We start from the raw sequence: 19,109 nt of genomic DNA on the forward strand, positions 1-19,109 counted from the left end.
TAACTTGGACCAGTGTTGATCATTTAGCATTGTTCGAGGCATAGCGAGTGTAAAATTGGGTTTGGCGATTTAATTTTACTATCTCGCTATTTTTTTAATCAACAAATGTCAACAGACCCTAATTTATAATCACTTGCTGGAAATATAACTATTTTCAGTGATAGAAAAATAAGTCAATAGTGATACTTTACGAAAATCTGTTTCTTTTTTATTAAAAATTGTAACTAAAAAAGCAGGCAGATTCTTCTTCTAGGATCACTTATGAAATTATCAATCAAAAAATTAAGCTTGTGTATCGCTATTGCAGGATGCATGAATTATGCACATGCAAACAATCCTGTGGATTTGGCAAATAAAGAAAATGAACGTTTACAACAAAATATACAAGAACGGCTGAAATATGAACAACAGCAATTATTACAATCGTCAAAGCCACCAACACGAATAGAAGCAGCTGCGCCAAGTATTGGTACAAGTGATTCAGGTCCTTGTAATGATATTCAAAAAATTGAAGTTTCTGGGAATCATTTACTTAAAAATAAAGCACTAGACTCAATTATATCTCCTTACACCAATAGTTGTATGAATACACATGCGATTGAAGGATTGATGAGTCAAATTACTGCTTCATATTTAAATCAAGGTTATGTCGCGACAAGAGTCTATTTGCCAGAACAAGATTTAAAATCTGGAATTTTAATATTACAAATAGAAGAGGGAAAATTAACAGAGCTAAAAACAACCGAGAGAGCGCAAGGTACACTATCTTTGGCGACTGCTTTTGGCTTTGTAAAAGGCAAACCATTGAATCTGCGTGATCTTGAGCAAGCGATTGATCAAATTAATCGCCTCCAATCAAATAATGCCAAAATGGATATTTTAGCTGGCGAACAGCCCGGTGAAAGTATTGTTGTTTTTGATAATGAGCCTTCAAAGCGACTGAATGGATATTTTAGTTATGACAATAAAGGGCAGGATTCAACAGGCGAAAATCAAGCAGCATTGGGGCTTAGCCTAGATAATCCATTTGGTTTAAATGACTTAATTAATGTTTCATATAATAGATCATTACCTTTCAATATAAATCGAACTGACTCGTTTTCTGCGAGTGCAATGTATGTTTTGCCATTTGGTTATAACACATTGAATTTAAATGCATCTCGCTCTGAATATGACAGCACAATTGATACTGGCTTAAATCAACTGGTATCTCATGGTGAAACTGTCACCTACTCGGCAAAGTTAGATCGACTCATACACCGTGGATTAAACAATCAATTTCGTATAAATGCAGCACTTACCTCAAAAGATACAGAAGCCTTTTTAGAAAATATCAAACTTGGGGTGAGTAGCCGAAAACTAAGTGTATTAGATTTAGGTCTTAACTATAGTGATCGATTATTTACAGGTTTAGTCAATATGAATCTTGGCTATGCCAAAGGCTTAAAAGTATTTAACGCTTTGGAAGATGCCTCAGATTTACCAGTAGATATGCCTAAAGCGCAATTCGAAAAATTGAGCTATGGCATCAGTTATTTAAAAGGCTTTAACTGGTTAGGACAAAGCTTTAGCCTTTCTAGTAGTTTCTCAGGGCAGCAAGCTTTTGATCCACTTTATGGTTCAGAACAATATTCAATCGGCAGTTTATATAGTGTACGTGGCTTTAATCAAAACTCTTTGAGTGGTGATCATGGCTATGCATTTAAAAATGATTTAACCCTTAATAAAGCTTATGACATCAATGGTACGGCTGTTTATGCACGCCATGTACTTGGTCTAGATTACGGCAAAGTTGATAGCAAAGTAAATTCAAACTCCGTTGGTGAACTCAGTAGTGTCAGTTTGAGCACGACCTTCAACGTAAGTAACGTTTCTCTCGAGTTAATCGCAACTCAACCTATTCATCAAGAAAACTTTATGAAGAAGCAATCTGCTGACTTTTTCTTCTCTACGACTGTTTCATTTTAAGGAATAAACCATGAATCATATTTATAAAACAATTTGGAATAAGTCAAAGAATGCATTTGATGTTGTATCAGAAACAGTTTCTTCTAAAGGAAAAGATACATCAGGTAGTAAAGATGGTGCACAGTCGGTAGTAGGGAAAGTAACAGGCTTTTTTGCGGTACTTACACCTTTGGCGGCCATGCTATTTGTGCAACAAAGCTTTGCAAATGTAGAGGTCCAATCTGGCAATACACGTGTTTATAATGCCAATAATGGTGTACAAGTTATTGATATTGCAACTGCAAATGCAGCAGGAATTTCACATAACCGCTATTTAAATTATAACGTAGATAAATCAGGCCAAGTCTTAAATAATGCCGCGATGAAGCCAGATGCGTTATCTGTGATGACTCAGTTAGCTGGAAAAATTCAAACTAACAAAAACTTGGATAAAAGTGCGCGCGTTATTTTAAATGAAGTTACAGGTACAAATCGAAGTCAGCTAAGTGGTCATATTGAAATTGCAGGAGCTAAAGCTGACCTTGTTATTGCAAATCCGTATGGCATTACATGTTCAGGTTGTGGATTTATTAACACAGATAGAGCAACACTAACAACGGGCACACCACAGTTTTCAACTGATGGCTCAATTAATGGTTACAGTATTCGTCAAGGAAACATCACTGTAAATGGAAATGGCTTAAATGGTTCAGAACAGAACCTTTTACAATTGCTTTCCCGTAATTTGAATGTAGACGGTCAAATTAATGCCAAACAACTTGAAGTTGTTACAGGTGCACATGATTATGACGCTAAAACAGGTCAGGTCACCGCTGTTAGTGACTTACAAAATAATCCTACCTATGCAATAGACTCTACATTGCTTGGAGGGATTTATGCAGATCGCATTAGTTTAATTTCGTCTGACCAAGGTGTCGGGGTGAAAATGCTAGGAAATGTAGCGGCTAGTGCTCAGGACTTTATTTTAACTGCAGCAGGGAAAATTGAGCTAAAAAACAAAATATCAGCAAAGGAAACAATCAGTCTTCAAAATACCAATGCTTCAGTGCAACAAATAAACCTTGCTGGTAGTTTAAGTGCAAAAAATATTGAAATTGGTTCGCAAGATAATGATCAAATCGACTTAGGTATTACAGATGGAACTATTGATGCAGAAAACAATGCCAACTTTACAACTAAAAATATGGCATTGAATAAGGCTATATTAAATGTCAATGAAAAGCTGAATATCAAGAATAAAGAAAAACTAACGGTTCAAAATTCAACGCTGACTTCAAAAGAACAACTATCGATTGAAAGTGGAACACTGACAACACATGGTGCAACTGAAATAGCATCATTAAGCAGGGATATATTACTTAAAGCACAAAATAATATTGAATTGAACCAAAATACAAAAGTCATTGGACAAAAAAATGTATTGGTTCAGAGTCAATTTGGAAATATTAATATTGACCAAGCGAAGCTTAAGTCGACAACAAGCAAGATTGATATACAAGCTGAAAATATAGATTTAAATGCTGAAGCTGATGCGGAATCAGTTCAAATTCAAGCCAATGATCAGCTTAATATTGGTCAAAATAGTGTTTTAAAAAGCCAAAAAACATTGGATATAGCAGCCAAAGATGCAAATGTTCAGGGGCAAATTTTTACAGTACAACAGAAAGCCAATATCGTTAACAATTTAACTATCGGACACGCTTCAGTTTGGTCAGCGACAGATGAGATGAATCTGAATGCTCAAAATATTGAATTGGCAGGTCAGTTGTATGCAAAAAATAATAAAATCTCGGCTGAAAACAATTTTATAACACAAGAAGATTCGCTTATTTCAGTAGCTCAACAATTGTCACTCTCTGGAGAAAACATACAATTAGCTGGCAAGAATTATGCAGAGAACATTGATGCTACAGCACAATCTATTTTGTTGAAGAATTCTGCAGATTTAATAGCTGAAAGTAAAACTCATCTGAAAGCATCTGATTTGGTTCAAATCGATGGTTATGTCGAATCAAATCAAGTGAAATTAAATTCTGATAAAAATCTAAAAGTGACTCAGACAGGTCTTTTAAATATTATCGGAAGTGTTGAACTACAAGCAAAAGATACTGAATTATCAGGGAAAATATACGCAAATCAAATTAATTCAACAAGCCAAGATTCCATAGTGGTGAATGATTCGGCATCGTTAATTGCCCAAGATCAAGCTACATTACAAGGAACCCATATTAGTTCTAGTGGTCTGATTTTTGCAAAATCACTAGATTTGAATGCAGTTGAAACATTGAAATTAAGCCAGCTAGGTCAACTTGCTGCAACTGATCTAGTGAAGTTGAGTGCAGAAAATATTGAGCTTCTAGGGCAGCTTAAAAGTATTAATTCACAAATTACTGCCATCAATACATTCAATGTCGGAAAGGATGCATCGCTTTTACATCAGAATTATGCAGATATTGTTGCGAAAACAATGTCAATTGAGGGCGGAATTTATGCGCGTAACGCAACTTTAAAAGCTGATGAAAAAATTGACATTAAACATACAGCTGAATTGGTTGCTAACGAAAAAATTTCTGTGAAAGCATCTGATCTTCAACAAGATGGATTGTTAAATGCATCTAACCTAAGCTTAGAGGCAACAGATGAACTAAAATCAGCTGATAGTGCGATTTATTCCATTATTCAAAATGCAGATTTAAAAGCTAAAAATATTCAATTGAAGGGTAAATTTGTTGCTGAAAATGCAGATATACAAGCTACAAATCATTTAATTCAAGACGCAAAAATTAGTGTTCAAAATGAAGCTAAACTAGGTGCACAGGATATAAATGTTAGTCGTACAATTTTGTCTAAAAATACAACTTTGACGGCTGGAAATAATCTTGATTTGAGTAAAAATAGTGTACTGATTAGTGATGAAAATATTGTATTAAATGCAGAAAAGCAATTAAAAATATCTGGTCAAACCAGTTCTAAAAATATTCAAGTACTGACTAAAGGTCAAGCAATTATCGATGATTCTGCAGTTGTTATTGCTGAACAAATAGCGTCAGTTCAAGCTGGAAATATTGACCATGCAGGATGGATTGAATCAAAAAATACATTGCTTACAGCACAAGAAGATTTAATTACGCAAAAAGATGCAGTACTAAATTCTTCACAAAATTTAAGCCTGAATACTAATAAATTAGTTAATGATGGCCTTGCTTATGCTGGCTTAATTGATGTTAATGCAAGTGATATTATTGTTAATCAAGATGGCTTATTCAGTGCATCCGATATGCTTGAGATGACAGCCAAAAAAAGCCTAAACAATTTTGGTAATTTGTTTGGTAAAAATCAATTAAGCATTGATGTTTTAAATCTAATAAATTTGGGTGCAATACAGTCAAATAAATTAAGCTTTAGTGACTTAAATGAATTTATAAACCAAGGATCTATTTTTACGAATTCTAATTTGGATATTCGTGTAAATAGTTTTGATAACAGCACATCAGGTTTGATCAGCAGCAACGCAAATTTAAATATTTTGTCGCGTAAATCAGACATCCAAAATGATGGTTCACTGTTAGCTGTAGATTCTATTAAGCTAGAAACAGCGGATTCCGCTGCTAAAGTATTAAATACTGGGTTGATACAGTCTGAAAATAATATCGATATAATTAGTACTAAACTAGATAATGAAAATAAGATAGTTGCTAAAAATGTTGAGATAGATGCAAAAGATTTAACTAATAAAGGTAATATTTTAGCCTATGATCAATTAGATGTAATAAATAATCAAAGCTTAACTAACTTTGATAAAGCTGTTTTACATGCTGGAAAGCAACTTCATATTACCTCCTCAGGTCAAATTATTAACCAAGGTGATATTTTGTCAGGTGGCCAAGCAAGTTTAATCAGCTTGGATACTAAATCATCAGCTGGAATTCAAAATGATGGGTTAATTATGACCTATTCAAATGATGCAACTGATCAACTTACATTACAAGCAGCAAATATTCAGAATAAAGATATTTCAAGTTCAAACTTGAATTTGAAAACAAATTTATTTCGCAATATTGGGCGTGTAGATGCATTGAATTTACAACTGTCGAAATTGGATTTGACACAAGTATTGAATATTTATAACAATAAAAATGCAGAATTCAATATTTACACGAGTTTTATCGCAGATAGGATTAATTTATTAGATAACTACGGTAGTCTATATTTAAGTGGTAAAAATGCTCCAAATACCGATTTGAATGAGTTGGTTGTTGATACTTTTAATAATAAAGCTGAAGCTTCAGCATATTTTTATAATGCACAACTTAATTTAAAAAATCAGCCTTTCTTTGATAATTTGGGGACATTGACTTTGCATAGTGCTAAATTATTGGCAGATACTATGCAAAATACTGCAACAACAAACTTAATTTCATCTGATTTGATTTTAACTCATAATTTTACAAATGAGATCAATGGTTTTGTACGTGCAGACTCTAAGAATAACTCGATCAAAGCAGCACAGATTAATAATAAAAACTTGATATTTGCAAATGAGAATTCACAGTTAAATATTGATGCAGATTTATTGGTCAATGAGATTGCTTTGAGTAGTGAAGGTGAATCTCTTGATTCTGCCATAGTGTCTAACGGTGAGTTGAATTTAAATACTCAAATTGAGCATGCAAATAAAATTGAAAACTCAGGCAGTATTTATGCCAATGTATTAAGTATTGGTTCAGAATCGAGAAATAATACAGATATTGAGAACAAAAAACATGGCATAGAATTTTCTAGTTATAAAGTACAACAAGATGGTTCTAAGTTATTTACTGATACGGGTTCAGGTGGCGTAATTTCAGCTTTAGGTGATATTAATATCTATGCCAATAACTTTACCAACAACTATTTATTGAACAGTAAAAACGGTAATATTTTAATTGACACTAAAGGTGATTTTATTAATTCAACAACTTATATGGGTCATGCACTATCAAATAAGTTAACTTGGAAAATACCAAAAAATGTCGGTATTGGTTGGAATAGTGAAAAGAAGGTAAATAAAACTGGGACGGATGAATTTGGTAATACCATAGTCTGGAATCAGATTGCCTTCCAGGGAGATAAAGGCCATGATAATGGTGTTAATGCGGGCTTTATCACCGAGATTTGGACTAAAAATACTGATTTGTCAGTTAGACCTGATAGTGAAGGAACTGAAGATCAGTATTTTAAAACTTTAACAAATTATCTAAAGCATACTGAGTCCGCTAGCATCATTGCAGACGATGGTAATGTCACGATTAAAGTCGATAAATCTGGGCAAAATTTAGGTGGTCAGATTTATGCGTCTGGCAGTGTAATTGACGGCAAAGGCCGAATTAATTTAGATTTAGCAAAGGATGCAGTCTTTAAAAATGAAAGTTTAGAACTTGTTCGTGATCAAAAAGTGACAGTTCAGTATTTGGCGATCTCTGATGAAGTTGATAAGCCTAGTCGATGGGACGTGGGTGTTTTTCTGGTCAAAGATGGAACAAGCGGCTTTAAAATACCGACAGAACTCAATGGCTTAAACATTGAAGATGATCAGGAAATTAATTATCTTGTTCATTATATTCAAAAAATATTTTATGAATCTTTGTCGGACACGGACAAAGCGTTATACGAAAAACAAATAGCTGCAGGTAATGTCAACATTAAACAAGATGAATTCTTTGCTGATTTAGAACAATATCTTTTTTATAAAGATAAGGTTAAAAATGAAGATATGACTAATGTTGTTGATGTATTTAAGAAAAAAATTATTGCGGGTAATTATTTTAGTTTAGGTAGTCCGCTTACAACTAATTCTGAAAATTATGAACCGACCAAGAAATCCGTTATAGCTGCATCAGCTATCGTTAAGGTAGATGGTAATGGGCATTTTATTAATTCAATTTATGCACAAGATGTTTCTGAAAAAGATAAACCGGAAAATAGTTCAATTTCTAATCCTAAAACTCCTGAACCCGCTAATCCCTTAAATGACTGTAACAAGGAATGTGGGAATATAACTCCAGAAAAACTTCAAAATTTTGAACAAGATACGTCAAAAAATGGTGTAGAGGAGGGATCTGTAGATCCAACCAAAATCGAAGGTGAAGGATCTCCATCAGATCAAAAAGATATTGAAACTGATCAAGATCTTAGTCAAGAAAATAAAGCAGAAATGACGCAAAATGCAGATGATGTTGATCCTGGTGATTCAGAAGAAAAGCCTGAAGAAACCTTGCCTGTTGAACGCCCAGTTTATCCAGTAGATAAAATTCCAACTGTAGATATTAATTTACCGGCGGGTCGTAATACGGAATATATTCAATCTAAAGATCCAACTTCCCAGTATTTGGTAGAGCGTAATCCAATTTATGGCGAATCTGCAGATGTTATTGGTTCAAGTTATTTAAATGAATTATTAGGAATTGATCCTGACGCATTATTAAAACGTTTAGGTGATGATAGCTATGAAATGAATTTGATCCAAAAGCAATTGGACCAGCTTGGTGGGCGAAACGTCTTGGCTTCTGGATTTGAATCACAAGTTGAAATGATTCAACGTCTATTTAGTAATGCTGCTGAAAGTCAAGAAATTTTAAACCTTGAATATGGTAAAGCATTATCTGCGGATCAATTGAAAAATTTACATACCGATATTGTTTGGATGGTCGAACAAAAAGTTGCTGGTCAAACCGTACTTGTTCCACAAGTGTATTTGAGCTCTAAAACAATCAGTGATATTGAAACTACAGGTTCTGTGTTGCGTGGTAACCTCGAAGTTTCATTGGATGTAAAATCATTTACGAACAATGAATCCACTGTTAAAGGTGGTTATGTAAATATTACTTCTTTAAACGATATTAATAACCTAAGCGGTAAAATTTCAGGTGATGATATAAACCTTACTTCAACTCAAGGTTCGGTAAATAATATTACTAAGGTTTATAATTTTGGTGGTGATGCATATAACGAAACTGTTGTTGGGCCAAAAGCAAGTATAGTAAGCAAAAACTCTTTAGTGATTGATGCTGCAAAAGATATTAATAATATTGGTGCTGCATTAAAAGCTGAGGGAGCCGCTATGCTAAATGCTGATGGCGATATTAATATCTCTGCAATTGAATTTAAAAAAGCGGAAACCAAAAACATTAAGCGCGGTGACGTTATTTATGAGCAAAAAGATGAACAAGGTAATGTAATTGCAACCACGAAGAGTATCGGTAAAGGTACGATGAATTCCCAAACTGTTAATCATGAAGGTTCAGATGTCAGTTTTGGTTCAGATGCAGCAATGATTAGTGGCGGAAATACTGTTATTTCAGGTAGTAAGTTGGATGTTACCGGTCAGCTTTATGTACAAACGGGTGGTGATTTTAAAATTGAATCTGTTCAAGATACTGAACAAGTTACATCACAATCATCTCGTTCAGGCTTTGGTGTTGGCGGTGGTATTTGGGGTAAACAATCTCAAGAAACTAAAGATTTTAAAGGTACAAATAATGCAAGTGAGGTCACAGTAGGAAGTATTGTTGTTGACTCTGCAAATAAAATCGTGATTGAGGGGTCAAATTTAAATATTAAAGATAAAGAAAGTTTAAGTATTTTAAGTGGCAAAAAGGGAGTTGATATTCTTGATGGTAAAGATGAACAACACCATGAGAAGAAAACTACAACCACAACATATTTGAAAGCAACCAATAGTGGGCAAAAAGACAATAATAAACCGATCTACGGCACGAAGGCAGAGCAAATTGATTCTGAAGCACCTCAAAGTTTAACGACTCAGAGGTATCTAGATTCAACACAGGATCAAAGTGATACTTTTGCCGAAGCGAATGCAGGTACTGAGAGTTCTAAACTTAAGGTTGGGGCTGAAGCAAGTGTAGCAGTTGGTGCGAAAGGAGAAGCTAGTTTAAGGTTCTCAGAAAAGACCGTTGAAGTAGAAAAAAGTGGTGGTACTTCAAGCATAAGTTCAAATGTTAATTCTGCAGGTAGCTTATTAATAACTTCAAAAGAAGGAACTGTAAATGTCCGAGGTTCTAAAGTTGATGTTCAAGGTGGCCTAGGGATTAATGCGAAAGCTTTAAATGTGACCGCTGGACAAAATACTGAATATGCAAGCCGTGATAAAAAAGTGACATCAAGCGGTATTTATTCAGAAGCAGATGCGAGTGCCAACGCAGGAGTGGGTGTAGGTGCGTCTGTCGGTGCAATGGGTGTAAATACTGGGGTAAATGCAGATGTCGCAGCACAGCTTAATACGACAACTACCATTGGTGCTAAGGTCGAAAAAGAATCCGAATCTATGTCGAGCACAACCCATAATTTATCATCACTCAGTTCTGGTACGGGTGGTATGTACATCAATGTAGATGAGACAGCAACTTTCCACGGTGCAAATGTATCTTCAGCAGGAAATTTAAAAATAGAAGCTAAGGATATACATAATCTTGCAGTGCAAGATACGCACGAAGAGACGCGCTCAAGTTCTAGTCGATTAGCAGGTGTTTATATTAGTGGGCAAGCAGAAGCAGGAGCGAGTGCAAGTGCGGGTGCTGGAGCTGATGCTAGTAATATTAATCCAGTGCAGGGAAGTGCTCAAGCAAGTGCAGGGGCGAGTGCAGAAGCTGGAGCTGGCTTGCGTGTAGCGACTGAAGACAGCAAAGAATCTTTCAAAAGCGTTACAAATAAAGGCAATACATTTACTGCTGGTGGCGAATTCTCAAGAACAGCATTAAATGGAATTGTAGATGAAGCGACGCAAGTTGATGCAGGTAGCGTATTCCAAAAAGCGGCAACTATTACAGATGTAGCTGTGAGCGATTCTCAAACATATTCGAAAAATTCTTCATCACATGATGCAAGAATCGGGGTCTATGCTTCTGCTGAAGCTGGTGTAAGTGCTTCTGCAAGTGCAAGTGTTGGAGTTGTTGCAGCAGATAGTCAGAGCACATCGAGAAGTACTGGTCTGTCTGCAGGAGTTAGTGCCTCTTACACAGGGTCAGTGAGTTCGGAATCGAGTCATGATACGCAAGCGGTAACATCGAGTTTTGTTGCACGAGAGGGTGGAATAACTTCCATTTCAGAAAATGCAACAACCTTAAATGGTGCTCAGTTCCAGTCAGTTGGTGATATTACGATTCAAGCTGGAGAATTAAACTTCAATGCAGCACGAGATACGCATTCGTCTAGTAGTTCTTCAAAAGATATTGACGTAAGTGCCAAATTGGGACTTGGTCCAGGTAAAGGCGACTTTGAGGCGAGTGCAAGTTATGGACAAAATAACAGTCAGATGCAAAGTTCTCAGGCAGTGGTTGGTAGCTTAGATTCGACGGGTGGTAATATTCGTATTTCAACCACGGGTGATGCAAACTTTGAAGGTACTCGATTTGCCGCTAACAATACATCTATAGAGGGCGAACATGTTAATTTGCGTGCCGCCGAAAATACAGCTAGTCAAAGTTCTACTGGATTTAATGTTGGAGCAGGGTTTTCAACAGGCGCAAAAGCCGATACTCCAGCAGAACAAGTAAAACGGTCAAGTACAAATAATGGAGCTGCGACTACTGAAGACTGGCGCCATGAAGGTGGGGTAAGTGCTGAATTTGATGTTAGTAACTCAAGTTCTAAAACCTATCAAGGTAGTCAAGTCACAGGTACTGGTTTTAGTGTTGTTGCTCGAGCAGGTGGAACAGCCGAAAATCTAAATACTTCAAATGTTAAACCAGATGCGAATTCTGCAAATTTAGATAACTCAAATGCTGAACAAAATGGAGTTAAACTCACGAATATGAATGAAGTACAAAAGAAAAATCAGCAATCTGGATTTGAATTAAGTGGTGCAGCATCTATTGATTCTCAAGATCTTCGGGATGTTCGCAATGCTAGAGACACCTATAATGCACCTAATAGTGCTCCGGGCAGCGTCAGAAAATCGACAGAAACGATTACGTCAAATGTGAACAATAGTCCAGATGATATAAATCTGCTTAATCAAAAAACCAATAGTCGAGCAATAACAGATATTTTGGGTAATGGTCTGAATAAAGTTAAAAATGCAGTTCAGTCAAATGGAACACTACGCCCATAATACTTAAAATAAATTGACTAAATGGCTACCCATGGGTGGCCTTTTGGTTATAGGAGGTTTTATCCCAGTTAATCGAATTAATTGGTTTCCAAGTACATTTTTTTATAGATATGCTTTAGATCTATTCTTTGAAGTAAGAAAAAAATTATAAAATATTTCAATGTTATGAGTATTCTTAATATTGCTATCAACACATTCTGTCAAACTTAAACATTCAATTTTTTTTAACTGAAAATAAAGGAATTCTTAGTATTTATTATAGGAATTATGCTGAGAAACGTGTTTTGCCATCTAGCTGATTTTGCCAATACGCAGTAGAATATGCGCTCTCTTCAAGTCACATTGCGGCATGGTCCCAAAGACCAGCCCGTGGAGCCAAAATCAGCATGTTTATCGTTGCCGGTGCACCTGCACATTCTTCATTTAAGAAAACTCAACTATTATCACGTTTAACGTCAATTAGTTCTGTTCAATCAATTGAAAGCCAATTGGTTTATTTATTTGACCAAGCGCTCAACGAGCAACAACAGCAATCCGCTTTACAGCTTCTCAACGATGGTCAATCTTTTGAATTGCACCAAGCAGCAAGTGACGAAGTCCAAATTTTAGTGACGCCACGTGTTGGAACCATCTCTCCGTGGTCGTCTAAGGCAACAGATATTTTTGCCAACTGTAATACACCGGTTCATCGCCTTGAACGCGGTGTTTTATTTACTTTGAAGGGCATAAATGCTGTTTCTGATGAAGTAAAACTGGCATTGCATGACCGCATGACAGAAAGCGTTTTCAATCAAATTGAAGAAGCGACTGCGCTGTTCTCTGAAACTGAACCAAAGCCGTTAAATGCAATTGATATTTTAGGTCAAGGCAAAGACGCTTTAGTGAAAGCAAACTCTGAGTTTGGTTTTGCACTATCTGACGAAGAAATTGATTATTTAGTTGCAGCGTTTAACAAGCTTGGCCGTAACCCGCATGACATCGAATTGATGATGTTTGCTCAAGCAAACTCTGAGCACTGCCGTCATAAAATTTTTGGTTCTGAATGGACAATTGATGGTGAAGTTCAGCCATTGTCATTGTTCCAAATGATTAAAAATACTTATAAAGAATCTCCAGATGACGTTTTGTCAGCATATAAAGACAACGCATCAGTAATCGTAGGCTTTGACACTCAACGTTTCTATCCGAAAAAAGACGAAGAAACAGGTCAGCACGTTTATAAGTATAAGAGCCAAGCGGCACACATCTTAATGAAGGTGGAAACGCATAACCATCCGACAGCAATTGCTCCATTTGCGGGTGCTGCAACAGGTTCAGGCGGTGAAATCCGTGATGAAGGCGCAACAGGCCGTGGCGGTAAGCCAAAAGCAGGTTTAACAGGTTTCACTGTTTCTAACTTGAATATTCCGGGCTTTGAACAGCCTTGGGAAGAAAACTACGGCAAGCCGTCTCGTATGGCATCTCCGCTTCAAATTATGATTGAAGGCCCATTGGGTGGCGCTGCGTTTAACAACGAATTCGGTCGTCCTGCGTTAAATGGTTACTTCCGTACATTTGAACAAAATGTAAATGGCGATGTAAAAGGCTTCCATAAGCCAATTATGATTGCTGGCGGTTACGGTAACATTCGTCCTGACCACGTTGAAAAAGATGCGATCCAACCGGGCGATCTTTTAATCGTACTTGGCGGTCCTGCAATGTTGATCGGTCTAGGCGGTGGTGCTGCATCTTCTGTAGACAGCGGTAAGTTAGGTGAAAACCTAGATTTCGCATCTGTACAGCGTGAAAACCCAGAAATGGAACGTCGTTGCCAAGAAGTCATCGATGCTTGCTGGCGCATGGAAGACCATAACCCAATCGTGTCTGTACATGACGTGGGTGCGGGCGGTATCTCAAATGCCATGCCTGAACTTGTGAACGATCACGAGTTAGGTGCAATCCTTGATCTTCGTAAAATTCCATCATTGGAAAAAGGCATGTCTCCAATGGAGATCTGGTCGAACGAAGCGCAAGAGCGTTATGTATTGGCGATTCGTCCATCTTCTTTAGAGTTATTTGAATCACTCTGTGCACGTGAACGCTGCCCATTCGCCGTATTGGGTGAAGCAACTGAAGCGCGCCAATTGACTGTGAACGATCCACTGTTTGAAAATAAAGCTGTGGATATGCCAATGCAAGTAATGCTTGGCGGTACACCGCGTATGAGCCGTTCATACGAAACGATTGAACGTAAAGGCGATGACTTCACTGCTGAAACAGTAACAGATTTAAAAGATGCGATTTACCGCGTGCTTAAGAACCCTACAGTTGCATCTAAATCGTTCTTAATCACCATTGGTGACCGTTCGATTACAGGTATGGTTGCACGTGATCAGTTCGTAGGTAAGTGGCAAGTGCCTGTAGCGGATGCAGCGGTTACAACGACGAGCCTTGTCGGTTATACAGGTGAAGCAATGGCAATGGGTGAACGTCCACCAGTTGCGTTGTTAAATCCTGCGGCGTCTGCACGTTTATCTGTAGCAGAATCAATTTCGAACATCATGTCTGCAAAAATCGACCAGATCAGCGACATTAAATTGTCTGCAAACTGGATGGCTGCTGCAGGTCAACAAGGTGAAGACCAAGCGCTATTCGAAGGTGTTAAAGCCATCGGTATGGAAATGTGTCCTGCACTAGGTATCGCAATTCCAGTAGGTAAAGACTCATTGTCTATGCGTACCACTTGGAATGACGAAGGTGAAGACAAATCTGTAACTTCTCCAATGTCAGGCGTGATCACAGCATTTGCACCTGTGACTGATGTACGCAAAACACTGACACCAGAACTTAAAAATATCGAGTCTGTACTGGTACGTATCGATCTTTCTAAAGGTCAATTCCGTCTAGGCGGTTCGATCCTTGCTCAAGTTTATAAAGCAATTGGTTCTGTAACACCTGATGTAGATAGCTTCGATGACTTCAAAGCATTCTTTGCATTGGTTCAAGACTGGAACAACCGTGGTCTAATCAAGGCGTACCATGACATCGGTGATGGCGGTCTATTGGCAACTGTTGCAGAAATGATGTTCGCTTCACGCCTAGGTGCAGCACTTGAAGATCAATCTACAGCAAGTTTGTTTGCAGAAGAAATTGGTGCTGTGCTTCAAATCAGCAAAGCGGATTGGGCTGCCTTAGAAGCTGAAGTTGCAGCGTCTTCATTGCGTGATGCAATTGCAGTTGTAGGTACTGTAAACGATACAGATACTTTAACTGTAAATGGTTTGAGCTTAGACCGTGCTGAATTACAGCAAGCATGGACAGAAGTGTCGCATCAAATCCAACGTCTACGTGACAACGTAGAAACTGCGGATCAAGAATATGCGTTAATCGCGGACAAATCACATGCAGGTTTAATTGCAAAACCAACATTTGATTTGAACGAGCCAATCGAAGCGCCGTACATCAATGAACGCCGTCCAAACATGGTGATTCTGCGTGAACAAGGTGTAAACGGTCATGTAGAAATGGCTGCTGCATTCGATAAAGTCGGCTTCAATACCGTAGACGTACACATGAGTGACTTGCTTGCTGGCCGTATCAGTCTTGATGACTTTGAAGGTCTAGTAGCGTGTGGCGGTTTCTCTTACGGTGACGTATTGGGCGCAGGCGGCGGTTGGGCTAAATCTGTATTGTTCAATCCTAAACTTCGTGACCAATTTGAGAAATTCTTCAACCGTGATGAAACATTCTCTCTAGGTATCTGTAACGGCTGCCAAATGTTGTCTCAGCTTGCACCGCTTATTCCTGGCGCAGAAGCTTGGCCTCGTTTCCACCGTAATACATCTGAGATGTTTGAAGCGCGTGCAGTTAACGTACGCGTTGAAAAATCTAACTCTGTATTGTTAGAAGGCATGGAAGGTTCGATTCTTCCTATCGCTGTTGCACATGGTGAAGGCCGTGTGGTTGCTAGTGCGGAAAACATTGCAGCATTGAATGCAGGCGATCAAGTGATCTTGCGTTATGTCAATAGCCAAGGCAACCCAACGCAGCATTACCCAATGAACCCGAATGGTTCGCCAGAAGCGATTTCAGGTGTAACGTCTAAAGACGGCCGTGCAACGATTATGATGCCGCACCCTGAACGTAACTTCCGTGCGATTCAGCATTCGTGGAAACCAGAAGATTGGGATCAAGATGGTGCTTGGTTACGTATGTTCCGTAATGCACGTAAATTTATTGGTTAATCTTAGATAGATGAATCATAGAAAAGAGCCGCCTTCGGGTGGCTTTTTTATGGTTAAAATTTACCAAAAGATATATTAATTATTGTGAATGCTTGTTTTTACACATATAATCGCTTTCGTTTTTTGAACCACCTGCGGGTGGTTTTTTGTTGGTTTTAAATTTTTATTTCTCCCACTGAACTTGGTTTAGATTTTGCTTTTATATTTGTGGAAACATGCTAGTGTGTAATTTATGCACAATAACTATGCAAGATAAAAGACAGCAAGATAAAAGAAAGATGGATAACTAAACGTGTTCAGTATCAACACTCATGATGAGGTGATGACATGATTAAAATAGTAGAATATTCAGCAGTGGATAAGTCTGCGCTGCGTAAAAAGGGCTGGAAGCTTTTTGGTGCAGTGGTGTGTTTGCAGTTGGTGTTTTTAGTTTTGGGTTATGCTTTACAGATGTAATATTTGAACAATTGAAACCGCTGTAAGGCGGTTTTTTATGTAAACTAATGCATAATTAAAAAACTGCAAAAATTAATAATGAGCTTTAAACAATTTTTATTATTAAAAGATATAAAAATATTTTTACTTTTAGGCTTTATGTTTCCGTCAACATTGTTAAGTGGGTGCTTTCCTATTTTAAAAACGAAGCATCCGAAAATTAATATAACTGTTATCAATGAGCAAAATGAAAAGTTGGACGATGCAGAAGTATTTTTAAATCTTACAACATGGCAAGGCAAGTCTTTTACTGAATCTACATTAAAAAAAACACAGGAAGGAATTGCTACATTTTCTGCAGAGAAAAGTTTGCAATTTATTCATATATTTCCAGCAAAATATAGTTGGTCGATTTGCGTTTATAAAAATGGATATAGTCAAAATAGTTTTGTGCCAAAAAGTTCAAATCATCGAACACAAAATTTAGTCTTGTTGTTAGATAAAGCTGAAATAGGTGTAGAAAAAAACAACATTGTAGGAAAGAAAAATCCTAAAGTATTGAATTAATAAAACCACCCGAAGGTGGTTTTTTTGATTAAACAGCCAATTGAATCTGTTTTAACACCGCCTTCAACGTATTTTCATAATCAAAAGCAGCATTAGTACTGTCTTGGTATCGCCAAGCGACATAACCATCTGGACGAACTAAGACAGCGCCTGATTCATGGATTTCAGATTTCGCATTCCATGTCCCATAAACGTCACGATATTCACGTGATCCAATTTGAATCACATCTAAATAAGGTAGATTCAACGATTCAGCAGCAGATTTCCAACCTTTGCCTGAAAGACCTGTCAGTAGAGTGAAACGACCATGCCCAGTAATATCTAGAGTTGATTGCTTATAGCCTTTGGCATCAATAATCCAAGTATGTGGAACTTTAGCCCCCGGACGCGTGGTTGCTTGCAAGTAAAGCTGTTGATCTTTGGCAAAGATCTCAGGCTCAGATTCCGCAATCATGGCATTGGATGTATAGCGCTGATTCAACTCTACACCTTGGGCATTAAACTCAAAGTTTTTAATTTCTAAGGCTTGATATAGCTTTTGACGAATTTCTGCAGCTTGTTCATCTTCCGCAAAAATACGTTGCATCATTTGAGCTTGAGTTGTGATGCCTTGGTCAAAACCAAATACCTCTTTGAGATGCTTATAGTCAAAGCGAGATTGATTGGCACGCGCCACGATTTGCTTGCCGACAGGCGCACGCTCAGTGGTATAAGATTCAAGTAGAGCAGGAGCAGCCCAACCTTTGATGGCATACGCCAATTTCCAACCGAGGTTAAAAGCATCTTGCATACAGGTATTTGAACCTAAGCCACTTGATGGTGGATGACGATGCACCGCATCACCACCGCAGAATACACGACCTTTTGAATATTCAGTTGCCCATGTTTGGTTCACATACCAATAAGACAGTTTTTGAATTTCGACATTTTCAACTTCTGCACCAACAAAGGCATTTAAACGCGCACGAACTTGTTCTTCGGTGACTTGTGGTTCGCCTTTGGAAATATCAAAGCCCCAACCCATAATCCATTCATTCCAAGGTGTAATGGCACGGAGTAAGCCCATGCCCAAATCACCAAAGCTCGCTTCAGGGTTAACAATCCATTGCAAAATAGCAGGGCGGTTTTTCACATATTGTGAAAGATCTGCTTTAAAGGTCACGTATACCGTACCGGCGCGTGACATCACACCTTCAAGCGGTAAATCAAGTTGCTCAAGCACTTTAGAACGAGCCCCATCCATACCAATTAAATATTTGGCACGTAAGCTAAATTCAGTCTGGGTAATACGATTAAGGAATGTTGCAGTTACGCCATGTTCATCTTGTACATGCGATAAATATTCAGTATTAAAATTATAAATCGCACCACGTTCAGCCGCATTTTTAACTAATAAAGCTTCCATTTTCGGTTGAATGAGATCAACCAATGGACAAGGGCTGCCTTTAATATAATCGCCATGACGTTCATCGCCCGTGCCCCAAGCACTCATACGGGCAATTTCTTCACCGACAAGACTTGTGGTAATGAGGCTTTCACCCATTTGTTCCCAAGGTGTGGCAATGTCGAGAACTTGTTCTTCGATACCTAAGTCACGTAACACTTCCATCGCACGTTGGTTGGTAATATGGGCACGAGGACTATTGGCTAACCAATTAAATTGGGTAAAAAGCTGAACCTGAATGCCATAATTTGCCAAGGCTAAACCTAAAGTAGAACCCGCAGGCCCTGTGCCAATAATCAGAACATCGGTATCGAATTGCTGTGTCATACAAAACTCCATGTGTATGTGAAGCGCAAACTTGGAA

At 37.7% G+C, this 19,109-nt stretch carries 6 protein-coding genes; 5 read left to right on the forward strand and 1 reads right to left on the reverse strand.

Features of this window, described 5'->3' with window-relative positions:
- Nucleotides 1-261: 261 nt before the first annotated feature.
- The 5 genes from FTU38_RS10790 (at nt 262) to FTU38_RS10805 (ending at nt 17,301) form a co-directional block, all read left to right on the forward strand.
- Complete coding sequence (locus FTU38_RS10790) at nt 262-1,968, forward strand: ShlB/FhaC/HecB family hemolysin secretion/activation protein (RefSeq protein WP_180111147.1); 1,707 nt, start codon at nt 262-264, stop codon at nt 1,966-1,968.
- Nucleotides 1,969-1,978: 10 nt separating this feature from the next.
- A complete protein-coding gene (locus FTU38_RS10795) occupies nt 1,979-12,076 on the forward strand; it encodes a hemagglutinin repeat-containing protein (RefSeq protein ID WP_180111149.1) in 10,098 nt (3,365 codons plus the stop codon).
- A 386-nt stretch (nt 12,077-12,462) separates the two neighbouring features.
- A complete protein-coding gene (gene purL / locus FTU38_RS10800; RefSeq protein ID WP_180111151.1) occupies nt 12,463-16,299 on the forward strand; it encodes a phosphoribosylformylglycinamidine synthase in 3,837 nt (1,278 codons plus the stop codon).
- A gap of 327 nt (nt 16,300-16,626) precedes the next feature.
- On the forward strand, nt 16,627-16,755 hold the full coding sequence (locus FTU38_RS16860) for a KGW motif small protein (protein WP_257225708.1): 129 nt from the start codon (nt 16,627-16,629) through the stop codon (nt 16,753-16,755).
- 78 nt (nt 16,756-16,833) lie between these two features.
- A complete protein-coding gene (locus FTU38_RS10805; protein ID WP_180111153.1) occupies nt 16,834-17,301 on the forward strand; it encodes a hypothetical protein in 468 nt (155 codons plus the stop codon).
- A gap of 28 nt (nt 17,302-17,329) precedes the next feature.
- On the opposite strand, the gene FTU38_RS10810 is transcribed toward FTU38_RS10805, so the two are convergent.
- On the reverse strand, nt 17,330-19,072 hold the full coding sequence (locus tag FTU38_RS10810) for an FAD-dependent monooxygenase (protein WP_180111155.1): 1,743 nt from the start codon (nt 19,070-19,072) through the stop codon (nt 17,330-17,332).
- Nucleotides 19,073-19,109: the final 37 nt, after the last annotated feature.

This window comes from Acinetobacter sp. YH12098, from assembly GCF_013419235.1.
Classification (GTDB): domain Bacteria; phylum Pseudomonadota; class Gammaproteobacteria; order Pseudomonadales; family Moraxellaceae; genus Acinetobacter; species Acinetobacter amyesii.

What these genes read in the sequence shown, in the direction of transcription:
- purL (WP_180111151.1), top strand. Translation starts at nt 12,463, where the DNA reads ATGTTTATCGTTGCCGGTGCACCTGCACATTCTTCATTTAAGAAAACT.
- FTU38_RS16860 (WP_257225708.1), top strand. Translation starts at nt 16,627, where the DNA reads ATGATTAAAATAGTAGAATATTCAGCAGTGGATAAGTCTGCGCTGCGT.
- FTU38_RS10810 (WP_180111155.1), bottom strand. Translation starts at nt 19,072, where the DNA reads ATGACACAGCAATTCGATACCGATGTTCTGATTATTGGCACAGGGCCT.
- FTU38_RS10805 (WP_180111153.1), top strand. Translation starts at nt 16,834, where the DNA reads ATGAGCTTTAAACAATTTTTATTATTAAAAGATATAAAAATATTTTTA.
- FTU38_RS10790 (WP_180111147.1), top strand. Translation starts at nt 262, where the DNA reads ATGAAATTATCAATCAAAAAATTAAGCTTGTGTATCGCTATTGCAGGA.
- FTU38_RS10795 (WP_180111149.1), top strand. Translation starts at nt 1,979, where the DNA reads ATGAATCATATTTATAAAACAATTTGGAATAAGTCAAAGAATGCATTT.